At 64.5% G+C, this 15557-nt stretch carries 16 protein-coding genes; 13 read left to right on the top strand and 3 right to left on the bottom strand.

Annotation, left to right across the window (positions count from 1 at the left end):
* The 4 genes from EOA23_RS07745 to EOA23_RS07730 all read left to right on the top strand — a co-directional run.
* A partial coding sequence (locus EOA23_RS07745) for a trimethylamine methyltransferase family protein (RefSeq protein ID WP_189341539.1) occupies window positions 1-580 on the top strand: 580 nt, incomplete at its 5' end.
* Between the two features lie 121 nt (window positions 581-701).
* On the top strand, window positions 702-2351 hold the full coding sequence (locus EOA23_RS07740) for an ABC transporter substrate-binding protein (protein WP_127303476.1): 1650 nt from the start codon (window positions 702-704) through the stop codon (window positions 2349-2351).
* A 110-nt stretch (window positions 2352-2461) separates the two neighbouring features.
* Entirely contained in the window at window positions 2462-2935 is a 474-nt protein-coding gene (locus tag EOA23_RS07735; protein WP_126083118.1) for a DUF3828 domain-containing protein, read from the top strand.
* A 4-nt stretch (window positions 2936-2939) separates the two neighbouring features.
* Window positions 2940-3536 carry a hypothetical protein gene (locus EOA23_RS07730; RefSeq protein WP_127303475.1) on the top strand — a complete coding sequence of 199 codons (597 nt, stop codon included), beginning with the start codon at window positions 2940-2942 and terminating at the stop codon, window positions 3534-3536.
* Window positions 3537-3754: 218 nt separating this feature from the next.
* Here the strand turns inward: EOA23_RS07730 and queF are convergent, their stop codons facing one another.
* Complete coding sequence (gene queF, locus EOA23_RS07720) at window positions 3755-4216, bottom strand: preQ(1) synthase (protein ID WP_127303474.1); 462 nt, start codon at window positions 4214-4216, stop codon at window positions 3755-3757.
* A 204-nt stretch (window positions 4217-4420) separates the two neighbouring features.
* Between queF and EOA23_RS07715 the strand changes: the two genes are divergently transcribed.
* From EOA23_RS07715 to EOA23_RS07680, 8 genes are all read left to right on the top strand, one after another.
* Window positions 4421-6466: an NADH:flavin oxidoreductase gene (locus EOA23_RS07715; RefSeq protein ID WP_127303473.1), complete on the top strand. Its 2046-nt coding sequence runs from the start codon at window positions 4421-4423 to the stop codon at window positions 6464-6466.
* Between the two features lie 169 nt (window positions 6467-6635).
* A complete protein-coding gene (locus tag EOA23_RS07710) occupies window positions 6636-7409 on the top strand; it encodes a glucose 1-dehydrogenase (RefSeq protein ID WP_127303472.1) in 774 nt (257 codons plus the stop codon).
* A 100-nt stretch (window positions 7410-7509) separates the two neighbouring features.
* Complete coding sequence (gene hisD / locus EOA23_RS07705; RefSeq protein WP_127303471.1) at window positions 7510-8832, top strand: histidinol dehydrogenase; 1323 nt, start codon at window positions 7510-7512, stop codon at window positions 8830-8832.
* Window positions 8833-8844: 12 nt separating this feature from the next.
* Complete coding sequence (locus EOA23_RS07700) at window positions 8845-9867, top strand: zinc-binding dehydrogenase (RefSeq protein ID WP_127303470.1); 1023 nt, start codon at window positions 8845-8847, stop codon at window positions 9865-9867.
* A gap of 31 nt (window positions 9868-9898) precedes the next feature.
* Entirely contained in the window at window positions 9899-10630 is a 732-nt protein-coding gene (gene hutC / locus EOA23_RS07695; protein WP_127303469.1) for a histidine utilization repressor, read from the top strand.
* A gap of 284 nt (window positions 10631-10914) precedes the next feature.
* Complete coding sequence (locus EOA23_RS07690) at window positions 10915-11916, top strand: ABC transporter substrate-binding protein (protein ID WP_127303478.1); 1002 nt, start codon at window positions 10915-10917, stop codon at window positions 11914-11916.
* Window positions 11917-12008: 92 nt separating this feature from the next.
* A complete protein-coding gene (locus EOA23_RS07685; RefSeq protein WP_189341540.1) occupies window positions 12009-12803 on the top strand; it encodes an ABC transporter permease in 795 nt (264 codons plus the stop codon).
* 13 nt (window positions 12804-12816) lie between these two features.
* Window positions 12817-13599 (top strand): ABC transporter ATP-binding protein, encoded by a 783-nt coding sequence (locus EOA23_RS07680; RefSeq protein WP_127303468.1) that lies wholly within the window; start codon window positions 12817-12819, stop codon window positions 13597-13599.
* Between the two features lie 121 nt (window positions 13600-13720).
* Here EOA23_RS07680 and EOA23_RS07675 read toward each other — a convergent pair whose 3' ends face one another.
* Entirely contained in the window at window positions 13721-14128 is a 408-nt protein-coding gene (locus EOA23_RS07675; protein ID WP_042646381.1) for a hypothetical protein, read from the bottom strand.
* Window positions 14129-14270: 142 nt separating this feature from the next.
* Between EOA23_RS07675 and EOA23_RS07670 the strand changes: the two genes are divergently transcribed.
* The gene (locus EOA23_RS07670) at window positions 14271-14789 is read left to right on the top strand and encodes a MarR family winged helix-turn-helix transcriptional regulator (protein ID WP_127303467.1); all 519 of its coding nucleotides are present in this window, start codon (window positions 14271-14273) and stop codon (window positions 14787-14789) included.
* Window positions 14790-14918: 129 nt separating this feature from the next.
* On the opposite strand, the gene EOA23_RS07665 is transcribed toward EOA23_RS07670, so the two are convergent.
* Entirely contained in the window at window positions 14919-15530 is a 612-nt protein-coding gene (locus EOA23_RS07665) for a polysaccharide deacetylase family protein (RefSeq protein WP_245474061.1), read from the bottom strand.
* Window positions 15531-15557: the final 27 nt, after the last annotated feature.

Here is a 15557-nt window from a genome sequence, read left to right as displayed (position 1 = left end):
GCCGGAGGCGGCGCAGATGATGTATCTGATGGGCGCGCTGGCCAGGAAGTACAAGCTGCCCTGGCGCACCTCCGGCTTCCATGTCGGCTCGAAGCTCAACGACGCCCAGGCGGGTTACGAGGCGAACATGCTGATGCATGCCGCGATCCTGTCCGGCGCCAACTACATCTGGCATTCCGCCGGCTGGCTGGAAGCGGGGCTGACCTGCGGCTATTCGAAATTCGCCACCGACTGCGAGCAGCTTGTCGGCTGGTACAAATATGCCGGCGGCGTGTCCTTCGACGATTTCAAGGACGCGATGGCGGCGATCCGCGAGGTCGGACCGCAAGGCCATTTCCTCGGCACGCAGCATACGCTCGAGCATTTCGAGAGCGCCTTCTTCATGCCCAACATCATGGACTTCAATTCCTTCGAGCAATGGAGCGCCGAGGGCGCGAAGGACCATGACACACGCGGCCTCGAGAAGGCGCGCGCCATGCTGGCCGACTACCAGGAGCCGAAGCTCGACGAGGGCATTGCCGAAGGTCTCAGGGATTTGATCGCGCGGCGCGAGGAAAAGCTGCCGGACAGCGTCAGTTGATGGAAGGCAGCGTCGGAACATGATCCCGAAAAGTGGGAACCGGTTTTCGGAAAAGATCATGCTCCAAAAAAGAGTTAAACCAACCGGGCGAAGACCCGACCAGATCAATGGGAGAACGAGAATGACACTTTTCAGAAGCAATGGTGACCGGGTCCCGGCCGCGATCGAGGCGATGGCCGGGGAGGCGCGCGCGGGCCGTGTCGACCGGCGCGAATTCCTGGCGCTGGCCAGCGCCTTCGGCGCATCCACGGCTTTCGCCTATGGCATGCTCGGCCTTGCCGCGCCGACCAAGGCGCTGGCCGACGAGCCGAAGAAGGGCGGAACGCTGCATGTCGCGATGTCGGTCAAGGCGCAGAAGGACCCGCGCACCTATGACTGGACCGAGATGGCGAACGTCACCCGCACGTGGCTGGAGCCGCTGGTGCGCTACACCCACCAGTTCACCTTCGAGCCGGTTCTGCTCGAAAGCTGGGACGTCAATGACGACGCCACCGAATACACGCTGCATCTGCGCAAGGGCGTCACCTGGAACAATGGCGATGCCTTCAACGCCGACGACGTGGTCGCCAATCTGAACCGCTGGTGCGACAAGGCGGCTTCCGGCAATTCCATGGCCGCCCGCGTCGGCGCGCTGATCGACACCAAGACCGGCAAGGCCAAGGACGGCGCGATCACCAAGGTCGACGACCACACGGTCAAGCTGAAGCTCGTCGAAGCCGATATCGCCATCATCCCGGGCCTCACCGACTATCCGGCGCTGGTCGTGCATCGCGACTTCGACAAGGACGGCGCCGATCCGATCAAGAAGCCGATCGGCACTGGAGCGTTCGAGCTGGTCTCCTACGATGTCGGCCAGAAAGCGGTCGTCAAGCGCCGCGAGAACGGCAAATGGTGGGGGGGCGAGGCGCCGCTCGACGGGGTGGAGTTCATAGACTACGGCACCGATTTCAACGCCGCGCTCAATGCCTTCGATTCCGGCGAGGTCGACCTCGATTTCGAAACGCCTGCCGACTACATCGACCCGCTGGACAAGATGGGCTTGGTGAAGTCGGAGGTCGCGACCGCGACCACGCTCGTTGCCCGCACCAACGTCACCCACAAGCCCTATGACGACAAGCGGGTGCGCAACGCGCTGCAGATGGCGGTCGACAACAACCAGGTGATGCAGCTTGGCTATAATGGCCGCGGCACGGTCGGCGAGAACCATCACGTCGCCCCGATCCATCCCGAATACTACCCGCTGCCCAAGAAGGAGCGCGATGCCGCCGGCGCCAAGAAGCTGATGGCCGAAGCTGGCCAGGCCGACTTCGAGCATGAGCTGATCACCGTCGAGGACGAGTGGCAGAAGAACACCGGCGATGCCATTGCCGGCCAGCTGCGCGATGCCGGCATCAAGGTGAAGCGCACCGTGTTGCCCGGCTCCACCTTCTGGAACGACTGGACGAAATATCCCTATTCCATGACCATCTGGTACATGCGCCCGCTCGGCGTCCAGGTTCTGGCGCTGGGCTACCGCACCGGCGAGGCCTGGAACGAGACGGCCTACTCCAATCCGGAGTTCGACGCCAAGCTCAAGGAGGCGCTGTCGCAGATCGACGTCGCCAAGCGCAAGGAGGTGATGAAGGACGTCGAGACGATCCTGCAGGACTCCGGCGTCATCATCCAGCCCTTCTGGCAGAAGCTCTACTGCCACATGAACAAGAAGGTGAAGAACTACTCGATGCACCAGACCTACGAGATGGACTTCCAGAACGTCTGGCTGGATGCCTGAGCGCGCCCGGGCTTCATGAGCCGCAAAGACTTCATGAGCCGCAAAAAAGGCGATATGCAGGATGCGTGGTGGCAAGCGTGCCGCCACGCACCGAACCCCGGAGATCCTGCATGAAGCCGATAGTGCTTGCCGCTGTCTTCTCGATTGCCTTGCCCGGCGCCGTGCTCGCCGGGCCGGCCTCCAACGCAGTGAAGTTCTTCTACGTGCCTTCGGTTAAGTTCGAGGGAGACGCCAAATACCGCGACCGTTTTACCGAGCCGGTCACCAAGCTGTTCGAAGCCAACGACAAGGCGCAAAAGGAGAAGCCCGACGAGGTGTCCTGCCTCGACTTCGACCCAGGCCTCGACGCGCAGGATTTCGATCAGAAGACCCTGTCGAAGACGCTGAAGCTCACCGAGACCGTCAATGGCGACACCGCCGAAGTGACGGCCAACTTCAATCTTTTCCCGGAAGGCGATGACTCCAAACGCGAAATGGTGTGGTCGCTGAAGAAAGTGGACGGCAAGTGGAAGATCGCCGACATCAGTTCCAAAACCAGCGACTGGAAGCTCAGCGCGCTGGGATGCGGCGCCTCGACGGAGTGACGCCGTGCCTCGGCGCTTTGTCCTCGCGCTGGCGAGCTTGTCGATGCTGGCCGCGGGGCTGAGCGGCGTCGCCTCTGCGCAGGGGCTCTTCGGCGCGCCGCCGCCGAAAGCCTCATCCGGCGACAACACCTCGCCGCCTGCGGCCGACACGTCGCCGCCCGCAGCCGCTGCGCCGGACAGCAAGCCGGCCGAACCGGCGCCCGTGGCCCCTGTTCTGCCCGGATCGCCGACCGCGGTGGTGAAGCCCTTCTACGAGCATCTCGGGCTGGAGCTCGATCCTGCGCAGCGCAAGAACTTCACCGATCCGGCGAAAACCGTGCTCGACAAGAGCGATGCGCTGCGCGCCTCGGGGCAGGGGGAATGCCTCGACCCCAACATGGCCCTCGACAATGCCGACTATGACAAACTGGCCATCGACCGGAGTCTGCGCACCATCGAAGCCGTCAATGGCGACGAGGCCAAGGTGGTCGTCGCCTTCGTCGTCGAGGGCCACCAGCACCGCCTGGAATGGAAGCTGAAGAAGGTCGGCGGCGCCTGGAAGGTCTCCGATCTCCTGTCGGTCACCGGCGAATGGGCGCTGAGTCAGTACCAGTGCGAATGAAAGTGACCAAAGATCAGTGTCGGCGATCCTTCGCGCCCCCCTCTGGCCTGCCGGCCATCTCCCCCACTTGGGGGGAGATCAGAGGTCACGCCGGCTTTCGCCAATCTTCGACGTTGCAAGATAAGCGGGACGCCGAAGCTGCCAATCTCCCCCCTTGTGGGGGAGATGTCCGGCAGGACAGAGGGGGGCGCTGTCCCGCCAGCCTTTCGCAACAAATTTCAACCTCTCCCGCGATAGGGCGCCACGCCGGTATCGGGCAGCCATACGTCCTTGGGCGGCGCGCCGGTCTGCCAGAAGACGTCGATCGGGATGCCGCCGCGCGGAAACCAGTAGCCGCCGACGCGCAGCCAGAGCGGCTTGGTCGCCTCCACGATGCGGCGGCCGATCATCACCGTGCATTCCTCATGGAAGGCGCCGTGGTTGCGGAACGAGGTCATGAACAGCTTCAGCGACTTCGATTCCACCAGCGTCCGGTCGGGTGCGTAGTCGACGACGATGTGGGCGAAATCCGGCTGGCCGGTGACCGGGCAGAGCGAGGTGAATTCGGGGCAGGTGAAGCGCACGATCGCCGGCGGGCCATCGCCGCGCTGGAACGGCACGGTCTCCAGGACCGCCTGTTCGGGACTCTGTGGCGTCTCGACGTGCTTGCCGAGCTGGGTGAGGTTCTTGGCGTCTGTCATGGGCGGCTCCTCGCTGCCGTCCAAGGTCCGGACGGCAGGCAAAACAAGCGGAAATTGCGCCGCAACCTTTCGGACGCGGCGGGTTTGGGCCGCTCAATAGCATCGGACCGAAAAGTGCGCAGCGGTTTTCGGACGAATCCGATGCGAGAAATGGAAGCGGGAGCGGCACGACGCTCCCGTGCAAATTGAAACGGCAGGAAGACGATGACCAGCAACGACCCGCTTCTCCAACCCTACCAGCTCAAGCACCTGACGCTGAAGAACCGGGTGATGTCGACCAGCCATGAGCCGGCCTATTCCGAGGACGGCATGCCGAAGGAGCGCTACCGGCTCTACCATGCAGAGAAGGCCAAGGGCGGCATGGCGCTGACCATGACGGCGGGCTCGGCGATCGTCTCGCGCGACAGCCCGGCCGCCTTCGGCAACCTGCATGTCTATGACGATCGCATCGTGCCGTGGCTTGCCGAGCTTGCCGATGCCTGCCATGAGCATGACTGCAAGGTGATGATCCAGATCACCCATCTCGGCCGCCGCACCGGCTGGAACAAGGCCGACTGGCTGCCGGTGCTGTCCGCTTCGCCGGTGCGCGAGCCGGCGCACCGCGCCTTTCCGAAAACCATCGAGGAGTGGGATATCGAGCGCATCGTCGCCGACTACGCCGCGGCTGCGCAGCGTTGTCAGGCGGCCGGCCTCGACGGCATCGAGTTCGAATCCTATGGACATCTGATGGACGGCTTCTGGTCGCCGCTCACCAATCATCGCGACGACGAGTTCGGCGGCTCGCTCGACAATCGGCTGCGCTTCACCGACATGGTGCTGGATGCCGTGCGTGCCGCGGTCGGTAAAGAATTCATCGTCGGCATTCGCATGGTTGCCGACGAGGATCTCGAAAACGGCATCTCGAAGGAAGTCGGTGTCGAGATCGCCAGGCGCCTCGCCAATTCCGGCAAGGTGGACTTCCTCAACATCATCCGCGGCACGATCGAGACGGACGCGTCGCTGACCAAGGTCATCCCCGTGACCGGCATGCGGTCCTCGCCGCATCTGGACTTCGCCGGCGAGGTGAGGGCGGCGACCAAGTTCCCGACCTTCCATGCCGCGCGCATTTCCGACGTCGCCACGGCGCGCCACGCCATCGCCACCGGCAAGCTCGACATGGTCGGCATGACGCGCGCCCATATCGCCGATCCGCATATCGTCAAAAAGGTGATGGAAGGCCGCGAGCACGAGATCCGACCCTGCGTCGGCGCCACCTATTGCCTCGACCGCATCTATGAGGGCGGCGAGGCGCTCTGCGTCCACAACGCCGCGACCGGTCGCGAGGCGACGATTCCGCACATCATCGCCAAAAGCGAAGGACCGACGAAGAAAGTCGTGGTGGTTGGAGCCGGCGCCGGTGGCCTGGAAGCCGCGCGCGTCGCGGCCGAACGCGGCCACCAGGTGACGGTGCTCGAAGCCTCCAGCCAGGCAGGCGGGCAGGTGCGGCTCGCCACGCAGAATCCGCGCCGCAAGGAACTGATCGGCATCATCGACTGGCGGCTGGCCGAGCTTGACCGCCTCGGCGTCGAAATACGCTACGACACCTGGGCCGAGAAGGACGATGTGCTGGCGCTGGCGCCGGACGTGGTGATCGTGGCGACGGGCGGCATGCCGCAGAACCCGCCGCTGACGGAAGGCGATAATCTTGTGACCTCGAGCTGGGACATCATGGCCGGCAGCGCCAAGCCGGCGGAGAATGTCCTGCTCTACGATGACAATGGCGGCCATCAGGGCATGGGCGCGGCCGAACTCATCGCCAACAGTGGCTCGAAGCTGGAGCTGGTCTCGCCGGAACGCTTCTTCGCGCCGGAAATGGGCGGCATGAACCATGTGCCCTATATGCGCGCCTTCCACGAGAAGGGCGTCACCGTCACCATCAACACCCGCCTGCGTTCGGTGCGGCGCGAGGGCAACCAGCTCGTCGCCGAACTCGCCTCCGACTTCGCCGACGGTTGGCGCGGCGAAAGGCGCGTCGACCAGGTGGTGGTCGAGCATGGCACGGCGCCGCTCGACGACCTCTACCTTGCGCTCAAACCGCTGTCGAAAAATGGCGGCGCAGTCGACTATGAGCGGCTGGTGAAGGGCGGCGACATCTTCCCATCGCGCAATGCCGACGGCGGCTTCGTGCTGTTCCGCATCGGCGACGCGGTCGCCTCGCGCAACATCCACGCCGCCATCTATGACGGCATCCGGTTCGGGATCAGGATCTGAGGGACAGGTCGCCGCGCGAAATCGCGGCGGCAGGGAACGCCGTACGGCTTGCGGTATCGGTTGCGGGTAGCGCGTGGCTCCCAAAGTCATTGTATATGCTTGTATGTATAACCGAGGATCGGTTAGTCTCGCGGGCGAGGGCAGGCCGGCAAGGCCAAGGAGGATCGATATGCGCAATGCTTCCCTCTTCGACCTGTCGGGCAGGAAGGCGCTCGTCACCGGCGCCAGCCGCGGCATCGGGCGCGGCATCGCCGAGGCGCTGAGTGCGGCCGGCGCCGCTGTCGCCGTCACGGCGCGCAGCCTTGGTTCGCTGCGGGAGACGACGGCGGCGATCCGGGCCGCCGGAGGGGTTGCGCACGCCATTGCCCTGGATGTCACCGACGTCGCCCGCTGCCGCGCCGCGACCGCCGAGGCAGCCAACCTGCTTGGCGACCTCGACATCCTGGTCAACAATGCCGGCATGGAAGAGGTCAGGCCTTCGCTCGATGTCGACGAAGCGCTCTGGGACCGGATCGTCGATACCAATCTCAAGGGCGCCTTCTTCTGCGCCCAGGCCGCCGCCCGCCACATGCGCGATGCCGGACGGCCCGGCGCCATCATCAATTTGTGCTCGCTGACCTCCGAGGTCGGCATACCCACGGCCGTGCCCTACGGTTCGTCGAAGTCGGGCCTGCTCGGCATGACGCGGGCGCTGTCGGCGGAATGGGCGGGTCTCGGGATCAGAGTCAATGCGATTGCGCCCGGCTACTTCAGGACGGCGATGACCGAGGTGTTCTACGCCGACGAGGCGTGGCAGCAATCGATGCTCGCCAAGATCCCGCAGCATCGCTTCGGCGACCTTTCGGACCTGCACGGCATTGCGGTCTTCCTGGCCTCGGACGCCTCGGCCTACATCACCGGGCAGTGCTTTCCGGTGGATGGGGGCTTTCTTGCCTCGATCTGATGCGGTTTGCCGTGGCTGGTCCGCCCGGAGGACGCAGAAAAATACTGGCGAGCGTTATACATACATGTATATACTTTTCCCGCGTTTCTGAGGAGCAGCCATGTCCGAGATCAGCTTCCACGACCTCTCATCCGCCAGCGCCGAACAGCGGGCGAGCCTGCTGAAGCGCGCCGAAGCCGACCTGTCGGTCTTCGTCGAGAAGGTCCGTCCGATCCTCGAGGCGGTCCGGACCGAAGGCGACGCGGCCCTGCTCCGCTTCGTCAGGGATCTGGACAAGGCCGATGTGGCCGCGGGCAATCTGAAGGTCTCGGAAGCGGAGTTCGACGCTGCCTTCGGCAAGGTCGACAAGGATGTCATCGACAGCATCCGCTTCGGCATCACAAACATCAGGCATTTCCACGAGGAGCAGCGTCCCGAGACGATGTGGCTCAAGGAAGTCCGCACCGGCGCCTATGCCGGCGACCGCTACACGCCGATCGGCTCGGTCGCGCTTTACGTTCCGCGCGGCAAGGGCGCCTTTCCGTCGGTGACGATGATGACCTCGGTTCCGGCCGTCATCGCCGGCGTGCCGCAGATCGCCATCGTGACGCCGCCGACCGCGGACGGTTCCGTCGATGCCGCGACCCTGGTCGCCGCTCGGCTCGCCGGGGTCGAGACCGTCTACAAATGCGGTGGCGCGCATGCCGTCGCCGCTGTCGCCTACGGCACCGAGACGGTGAAGCCTGCGCTCAAGATCGTCGGTCCGGGCAGCCCTTGGGTGGTTGCGGCCAAGAGCCTGCTGTCCTCGATCATCGACACCGGCCTTCCGGCCGGCCCGTCGGAAGCGATCATCTTCGCCGACGACAGCGTCGACGGCGGCCTCGCCGCGCTCGACCTTCTGATCGAGGCTGAGCACGGACCGGACTCTTCCGCCTATCTCGTGACGCACAGCCGCAAGGTCGCCGACGCGGCCCTGGCAGCACTTCCCGACCATTGGTCCCGTATGACCGAGCAGCGGGTCGAGTTCTCGCGCGCGGTGCTGACCGGCAAGCGCGGCGGCATCGTGCTGACCGCATCGCTGGAGGATAGCTACCGCTTCATCAACGACTATGCGCCCGAGCACCTCGAAATCCTGTCCAGGGAGCCGTTCGCGCATCTCGGCCACATCACCGAGGCGGCCGAGATCCTCATGGGTCCGCACACGCCGGTGACGCTCGCCAATTTCGTCCTCGGGCCGAATGCGGTGCTGCCGACCAGCCGCTGGGCACGCACTTACGGGCCGCTTTCGGTGACGGATTTCCTCAAGCGCTCGTCGGTCGGCTATGTGACCTCGGCCGCCTATCCGGAGCTTGCCGGCCATGCCCGCAGGCTTGCCCGCTATGAGGGGTTCAGCTCGCATGAGAACGCGGTCTCGGAAATCCGCGACCGCTATCTCGGCGCCTGACGGGCCGGCGCGATGAAGGCCGCCAGACTCCATGGACCCGGCGACCTGCGTGTCGAGGATATCGCCGCGCCGGGCGCTCCCGAGCCGGGCTGGGTGAAGCTCAATGTCGACGCCGCCGGCATCTGCGGCTCCGACCTCCACAATTTCCGCACTGGACAATGGATAAGCCGCGCGCCGTCGACGGCCGGCCATGAATTGACAGGCACGGTGGTCGCGGTCGGCGAGGGCGTCGGCACCGTCGCCGTGGGTGACCGGGTCGTCGCCGATTCCCGCTTCTGGTGCGGGGAATGCGCGCAATGCCGCGCGGGCAGGCGGCATCTGTGCGCCTCGCTGGGCTTCGTCGGCGAAGTGTGCGACGGCGGCTTTGCCGAGGAGACGGTGTTGCCGGCGCGCCTGCTGCATCTCATCGAAGCCGCGCTCGACGAAAGGGTGGCGGCCATGGCCGAGCCGCTCGCCGTCGCGCTGCATGCTGTGCGGCGCCTGCCGAAAACCGCGGGTTCGGTTCTTGTCGTGGGCTGCGGCACCATCGGCGGCCTTGCGGCGCTGCTCCTGTCGCGGACGTTCCCGGGCAGGGTGCTGATCGCCGATCGCAACAAGGCCCGCTGCGAGCGTGTCGCCCGGGTGACCGGCGCCACCATCGTCGATCTCGACCGCGAGGCCATTGCCGCCGCGACCGCCGACGCGCCTCTGCTTGCGGCCGTCGAGGCCACCGGCAGCATCGCCGCGCTCAACCAGCTGCTGGGTGTTCTGGGTTCCGGCGCCACCGTCGCGCTGGTCGGCATTTTCCACGGCCGCCTCGACATAGACCCCAACATGCTGGTCGAACGCGAGATCGGTCTGCTGGGCTGCCATGCCTTTGCCGATGAGCTGCCCGACGCCATCGGGATGCTGGCGGAGCTGTCCGGACCACTGATCAGCCTGATCGATCGCGAGATCGGCCTGGACGATATTCCTGCCGCTTATGAGCGTCTTTTGGCGGGGCAGGGCGACGGCTTGAAAACCATCATCCGGCTGCGGCAGCCTGCCGGCACCTGATTTCCGATGTTCGCCGGAAAGGACTTTTGAAATGAGTGCTTTGCCCGATACGGCCAGCCCCCTCTACGAGAAGGTCAAGGACTACATCCTGACCAACATCGGAACCGGCAAGTGGACCAAGGACAGCAAGCTGCCGTCCGAGAATGAATTCGTGGCCGCGCTCGGCGTGTCGCGCATGACCGTCCACCGCGCCTTGAGGGAATTGACATCGGCCGGCTTCCTGATCCGGTTGCAGGGCGTGGGGACATTCATCGCGCCGCCAAAGCCACAATCGACGCTGATCGAGATTAACAACATCGCGGCCGAGATCGTCGCGCGCGGCAACAGGCATCGCTCCGAGGTTCTCGTCCTCGAAAGGATCATGCCGACCAAGGATCTCTCGCTGTCCTTCGAATTGGCCAAGCGCGCGGCGATCTATCATTCGGTGGTGGTCAATTTCGAGAACGACCTGCCCGTGCAACTGGAAGAGCGGTTCGTCAATCCGAGCCTGATACCCGACTATGACAAGCAGGATTTCTCGAAGACGGCGACCTATGATTACCTGATGCAGAAGACGCCGGTGACCGAGGTCGAACACATCATTTCCGCGGTCCCGGCCGATGCCGAGACCGCGCGGCGCCTCGCCATCGACGTCGGCAGTTGCTGCCTTCTCCTGCATCGCCGGACATGGACCGGCGCGGTCGTCGCCACCATCAGCAAGCTGACCTATGTCGGCAGCCGCTACTCGCTGGGCAGCCGCTATTCTCCATCGCGCAAGACGTGAGGCGGGTCGAATTGTCCATGCCTCCGGCGCCGGTCATGACCGGGCAGTGATCGGCCCGCCCTAATGCTGCCAAGAGCACGGAAACCAGCCTCTCCAGCTTGTATATGCATGTATGTATTTTAGCCTTGACATCCATCGTCGCCGACGTTGAATATCGTTTCACTCCCGTCGACTGGCAGGTAAGACGCCGAGGCACAGTGCCGCAAGAAGCAGAAGCCGCATTTTCACCGGACGGGAAGTTTGGTTCAAAAAAGCGCTCTGGATCATCAAGGGGAACAAAGATGATGCGTAACCTCACAGGACAATTCCGTGCGCTCGTGGTGGCGGCCATTGTCGGCTTCGCCCCGCTGGCCCACGCCGCCGATACGGCCATTCCCGCGACGCCCGAGGCCGGATCGTTCAAGATCGGCATCGAGCCGTGGTTGGGCTACGGCCAGTGGCACGTCGCCGAAGCCAAGGGCCTGTTCAAGGCAAGCGGTCTATCGGACGTCCAGATCGTCAACTTCACCGAGGACAAGGACATCAACGCCGCCCTGGCGAGCGGCCAGCTCGATGCGGCGAACATCGCCACCCACACCGCCATGGGCATGGTTGCGGCCGGCCTGCCGGTCAAGATCGTGCTGCTGCTCGACGTCTCGATGACGGCCGACGCCATGATCGCCGGCAAGGACATCAACTCTGTCGCCGATCTCAAGGGCAAGCAGGTCGCCTTCGAGGAAGGCACGACCAGCGACATCCTGCTGAAATACGCGCTGGCCAAGAACGGCATGTCGATCGCCGACGTCCAGCCGGTGCCGATGCCGGCGGCGGATGCCGGCAGCGCGCTGATCGCCGGCCGCGTCCCGGTCGCGGTCACTTATGAGCCCTATCTCACCACAGCCAGGGCGCAGAACAAGGACGTCAAGCTTCTGTTCACCGCCGGCGAGGATCCCGGCCTGATCAGCGACGTGCTGGTGGTGCGCGACGAGGTGATCAAGTCGCGGCCCGGCCAGGTGCTTGCCATGATCAAGGCCTGGGACGCGGCGCTCAAGGACTACAATGCCGACACGCCCGGCGGCCGCGCCATCATCTCCAAGGCGGTCGGCTCGAGCGTCGAGGACCTCAACACCGCCTTCGACGGCGTGCGCTACTATTCCCTTGCCGAGAACAAGAGCGCGCTGACAGGCGATTTTTCCACCAAGACATTCGCCGATGTGGAGGCAGCCGCCAAGAATGCCGGGCTGCTTCAGGCCGACGTGACGCCGGAGCAGATGATCGATCCGGCCTTCGTTAAGGCCGCGCAGTAGGCCGGTTCGTGGCGGCCGCCGAGATGCCCGACGAGCCTGTCGGCAAAGCGAGCGCGCCTGGCCCGGCGACGGGACCTGCCGCCAGGCAGGCGATGCGCCGTCGCCGCTCCTCCGGGATCGGCGCGCCCATCGCGCGCTCCCGCTTCCTGATCATCGCCGTGGCCGTCTTTGCCGGTCTCGGCCTCGCCTGGTGGGCGGCGACGGGGCTCGACCTGGTCAAGCCGATCTTCCTGCCGTCGCCCGCCAGCGTGGCGACGCAGCTTGGCAAGCTCTGGGCCGACGGCACGCTGCTCACCGATCTCGAGGCCTCGATCTACCGTATTTCGGTCGGCTTTCTCATCGCCTCGGTGCTCGCCATTCCGATCGGCGTGCTGATCGGCAGCTTCCGGACCTGGGAAGCGGCCATCGAGCCGCTGGTCGATTTCATCCGCTATATGCCGGTGGTCGCCTTCGTGCCGCTCTCCATCCTGTGGGCGGGCACGAGCGACGTCCAGAAATTCCTGATCATCTTCATCGGCACCTTCTTCCAGCAGGTGCTGATGATCATGGACAACGTCAAGCGCGTGCCGGCTGACTTCGTCGGTCTCGGCCGGACGCTCGGCCTGCCGGACCGCAAGATCCTGACGCGCATCGTGGTACCCAGCGCCTTGCCGGGCATCTGGGATACGTTGCGCATCAGCCTGGGCTGGGCCTGGACCTGGCTGGTGCTGGCCGAGCTCGTCGCCGCGACATCCGGCCTGGGCTATCGCATCACCGTCTCGCAGCGCTATTTCCAGACCAACACCATCATCGGCTACATCCTTCTGCTCGGCATCCTCGGCCTGATCACCGACCAGGTCATGAAGGCGCTGGGCAAGGTGTTGTTCCGACAGGACAGCCGTTCATGACGAGGCCCGGCCGATGAATTCCCCAAAACTGCGGATCAAGGGCCTCCACAAGAGCTTCGGTACCGGAGCGCGGCGCACCGAAGTGCTGCGCGACATCAATCTCGACCTCGCCGACAACGAGTTCGTGTCGCTGGTCGGCACGTCGGGCTGCGGCAAGAGCACGCTGCTGTCGATCGTCGCCGGACTGCAGGATTTCGACTCGGGCGAGCTCGATATCGACGGATCGCCGATCCTGAAGCCGGGTCTCGATCGCGGCGTCGTCTTCCAGTCCTATACGCTGCTGCCCTGGCTGACGGCGCAGCAGAACATCGAGTTCGCTCTCAAGGCCGCCGGCCATGACCGCGCCACCTGCCGCAGGATAGCGCTTGAGCATCTCGACCTGGTCAAGCTCCCGCATTCGGCCAATCTCTATCCATCCGAACTGTCGGGCGGCATGAAGCAGCGCGTCGCCATTGCGCGCGCGCTTTCCTACCGCCCCAAGATGCTCTTGATGGACGAGCCTTTCGGCGCGCTCGATGCCCTGACCAGGCATCAGATGCAGGAGCTGCTCACCCAGATCTGGGAGGAGCACAGGCTGACCGTGCTCTTCGTCACCCACGACGTCGAAGAGGCCGTCTATCTGTCGGACCGCATTGTCGTGATGGGCATCGGCCCGGGGCGCATCATGCGGACTTTTGACGTCGACATCGATCGCCCGCGCCGCGAGGAGGTCATGGAGAGCGCTGCTTTCATGGACCTGCAGCGCAATGTCCACAAAGCCATTCGCGAGGCCTCCAGGCGCCCCGAAATGGCTTAGAGGGTGCTTTGATCGCTCGGCCCGCAGGTTGGTGACGCGCAACGGACCTTTGCAAGGAGAGCCACCTGCCGCTCTGGTCCGTTGCGCGCCGCGCCCGGTCGGTTTTGCCGGCCGTGCGGTTTCAGAACAGCTTGGCGGTCGCCATGCAAAACACCGTGATGACCAGCAGCCCGCCGGCGATGCGTTCGCCTCTGGTCATTTTCGCCCGCAGCTGGGTCTGCGTCGCTTGGTCGGCGCCAGCCAGTTGCCGGCTGGCGGAGGCGACGAGCGCGCCCTGCACGCCGGCGGCGATCAGCGCGGTCACAATGCCGAGCGCCAGCGCCTTCTCCATCGGGCCGAATGCGCCCTCATGGAAGAAATACCAGAGCAGTATGCCGGTCAGGAACACCAGACCGGAGGCGCCGAGCTGCGGCCGGATGAAGCGCTCCGCCTTGATCTCCGGATCGCGGGCGACCGCAATGGTCGTGCCGGCCCAGAACACGCCGGCCATGACGTGCAGGCCGATGATGACGATATAGACATATTGCATGACCGCATTCCTCTCTGCCGCCCGCCGCACGTCGCTGCCATGTCGCGACGCCATCAATAAGACAAAGTTAGATATCTAACGATTAGATGTCAATTCATAGAGCCGAGTTTCACGTTCTCATTGCATGCTCCACTGTCACGTCATGACACCATTTGACCGCCCGCCCGTCGGCATGAACCTCGCCCGCACCTCGAAAGTGGTGGCGCAGGCCTTCGATGCCGCGCTGGTCGAGGCCGGCGGCACGCTGCCGGTCTGGCTGACCTTGCTGTCGGTCAAGTCGAAGGAACTTGCCAACCAGCGCGAACTCGCCGGCATGATCGGCATCCAGGGCGCGACGCTGACGCATCACCTCAACGCCATGGAGGCGCAGGGGTTGCTGACGCGCCGCCGCGATCCCGAAAACCGCAGGGTCCACCAGGTGGCACTGACCGAAGCCGGAGAAGCGCTGTTCGAAAGGCTCCGCCTTGCTGCCGTCGCGTTCGACAAGCGGCTGCGGGCCGGTCTGCCGGACGAACGGCTCGCGGAATTCGCCGACATGCTGGCGGCGCTGCGGGCGAATGTCGAAGCCCCCAGCTTTGGAAGCTTGCTGACGTCGTTTCCCGTAGAAAAGGAAGATATCCCGCCTCGTTCGCGCAGACCGGGTCGGAGGGTCAAACTATAACCAACTACTGGTCGTAGCCCGCAATCGCCCTGAAAGCGTAGTGGCGCAGCCTGAGCGCCGCGATCAAGGCCGTCAGCTTCGTCTTGCCGTCGAAAGCGTCCTGGAACATCTCGTCATACATGAGCAGGATCAGCTTGTTCGGCCTGGCGAAATGGCCGTAACCGAACAGATGGTCGATCTCGCTGACCAGATGGTCGACGCTCTGAACCGGCTTGCCGCTGTCCTCATGCACCCACTCGTGATCCCGCCGTAAAGCCAGAAGCCTGAAGCCGCGACGAATTCGTAGTCCGGATCCTCGCGGCCGGCCTCGGCCAGCCCGAGTGAATTGTCGTCCTTCGAGTAATTGGGCAGCCGGAACACGTCGCGCCCGGGCAGCCGCGCATGCACGGCCGGCTTCAGCCCGAGCACAACATTGGCCTTCAGCATGTCGGCGACCACGCCCTCGGTGTCGCCGTAGAAATGCCGGTAGTGATTATAGGCATGGCTGTAGCTGTGGTTGCCGATCGTCACAAGCGGCATCGATTTCGCCCGCTGCAACAGCGCCCGGTTGGTAGCGTCAGCCTCGGCATGCATGCCGACCATGAACAAAGTTGCGGGCACCTGCTCGGCCTGCAGAACGTCGAGGATGTTGGCTGTACCGTTCAGCGGACCGTCGTCGAAAGTGAGGTAGATGGTGCGGTCGGCGACCGAGGCGGGCGATGCGACAAGCAGCAGGAACGGCAGGATATAACGAAGCGGCATTCGCAAAACCCGGTTGCGATCCCGATA

It is taken from the genome of Mesorhizobium sp. M2A.F.Ca.ET.042.01.1.1 (assembly GCF_003997405.1).
Classification (GTDB): Bacteria; Pseudomonadota; Alphaproteobacteria; order Rhizobiales; family Rhizobiaceae; genus Mesorhizobium.
This window is presented reverse-complemented; position numbering and strand designations above follow the sequence as displayed.

What these genes read in the sequence shown, in the direction of transcription:
- EOA23_RS07740 (WP_127303476.1), top strand. Translation starts at nt 702, where the DNA reads ATGACACTTTTCAGAAGCAATGGTGACCGGGTCCCGGCCGCGATCGAG.
- EOA23_RS07735 (WP_126083118.1), top strand. Translation starts at nt 2,462, where the DNA reads ATGAAGCCGATAGTGCTTGCCGCTGTCTTCTCGATTGCCTTGCCCGGC.
- queF (WP_127303474.1), bottom strand. Translation starts at nt 4,216, where the DNA reads ATGACAGACGCCAAGAACCTCACCCAGCTCGGCAAGCACGTCGAGACG.
- EOA23_RS07715 (WP_127303473.1), top strand. Translation starts at nt 4,421, where the DNA reads ATGACCAGCAACGACCCGCTTCTCCAACCCTACCAGCTCAAGCACCTG.
- EOA23_RS07710 (WP_127303472.1), top strand. Translation starts at nt 6,636, where the DNA reads ATGCGCAATGCTTCCCTCTTCGACCTGTCGGGCAGGAAGGCGCTCGTC.
- hisD (WP_127303471.1), top strand. Translation starts at nt 7,510, where the DNA reads ATGTCCGAGATCAGCTTCCACGACCTCTCATCCGCCAGCGCCGAACAG.
- EOA23_RS07700 (WP_127303470.1), top strand. Translation starts at nt 8,845, where the DNA reads ATGAAGGCCGCCAGACTCCATGGACCCGGCGACCTGCGTGTCGAGGAT.
- hutC (WP_127303469.1), top strand. Translation starts at nt 9,899, where the DNA reads ATGAGTGCTTTGCCCGATACGGCCAGCCCCCTCTACGAGAAGGTCAAG.
- EOA23_RS07690 (WP_127303478.1), top strand. Translation starts at nt 10,915, where the DNA reads ATGCGTAACCTCACAGGACAATTCCGTGCGCTCGTGGTGGCGGCCATT.
- EOA23_RS07685 (WP_189341540.1), top strand. Translation starts at nt 12,009, where the DNA reads ATGCGCCGTCGCCGCTCCTCCGGGATCGGCGCGCCCATCGCGCGCTCC.
- EOA23_RS07680 (WP_127303468.1), top strand. Translation starts at nt 12,817, where the DNA reads ATGAATTCCCCAAAACTGCGGATCAAGGGCCTCCACAAGAGCTTCGGT.
- EOA23_RS07675 (WP_042646381.1), bottom strand. Translation starts at nt 14,128, where the DNA reads ATGCAATATGTCTATATCGTCATCATCGGCCTGCACGTCATGGCCGGC.
- EOA23_RS07670 (WP_127303467.1), top strand. Translation starts at nt 14,271, where the DNA reads ATGACACCATTTGACCGCCCGCCCGTCGGCATGAACCTCGCCCGCACC.
- EOA23_RS07665 (WP_245474061.1), bottom strand. Translation starts at nt 15,530, where the DNA reads ATGCCGCTTCGTTATATCCTGCCGTTCCTGCTGCTTGTCGCATCGCCC.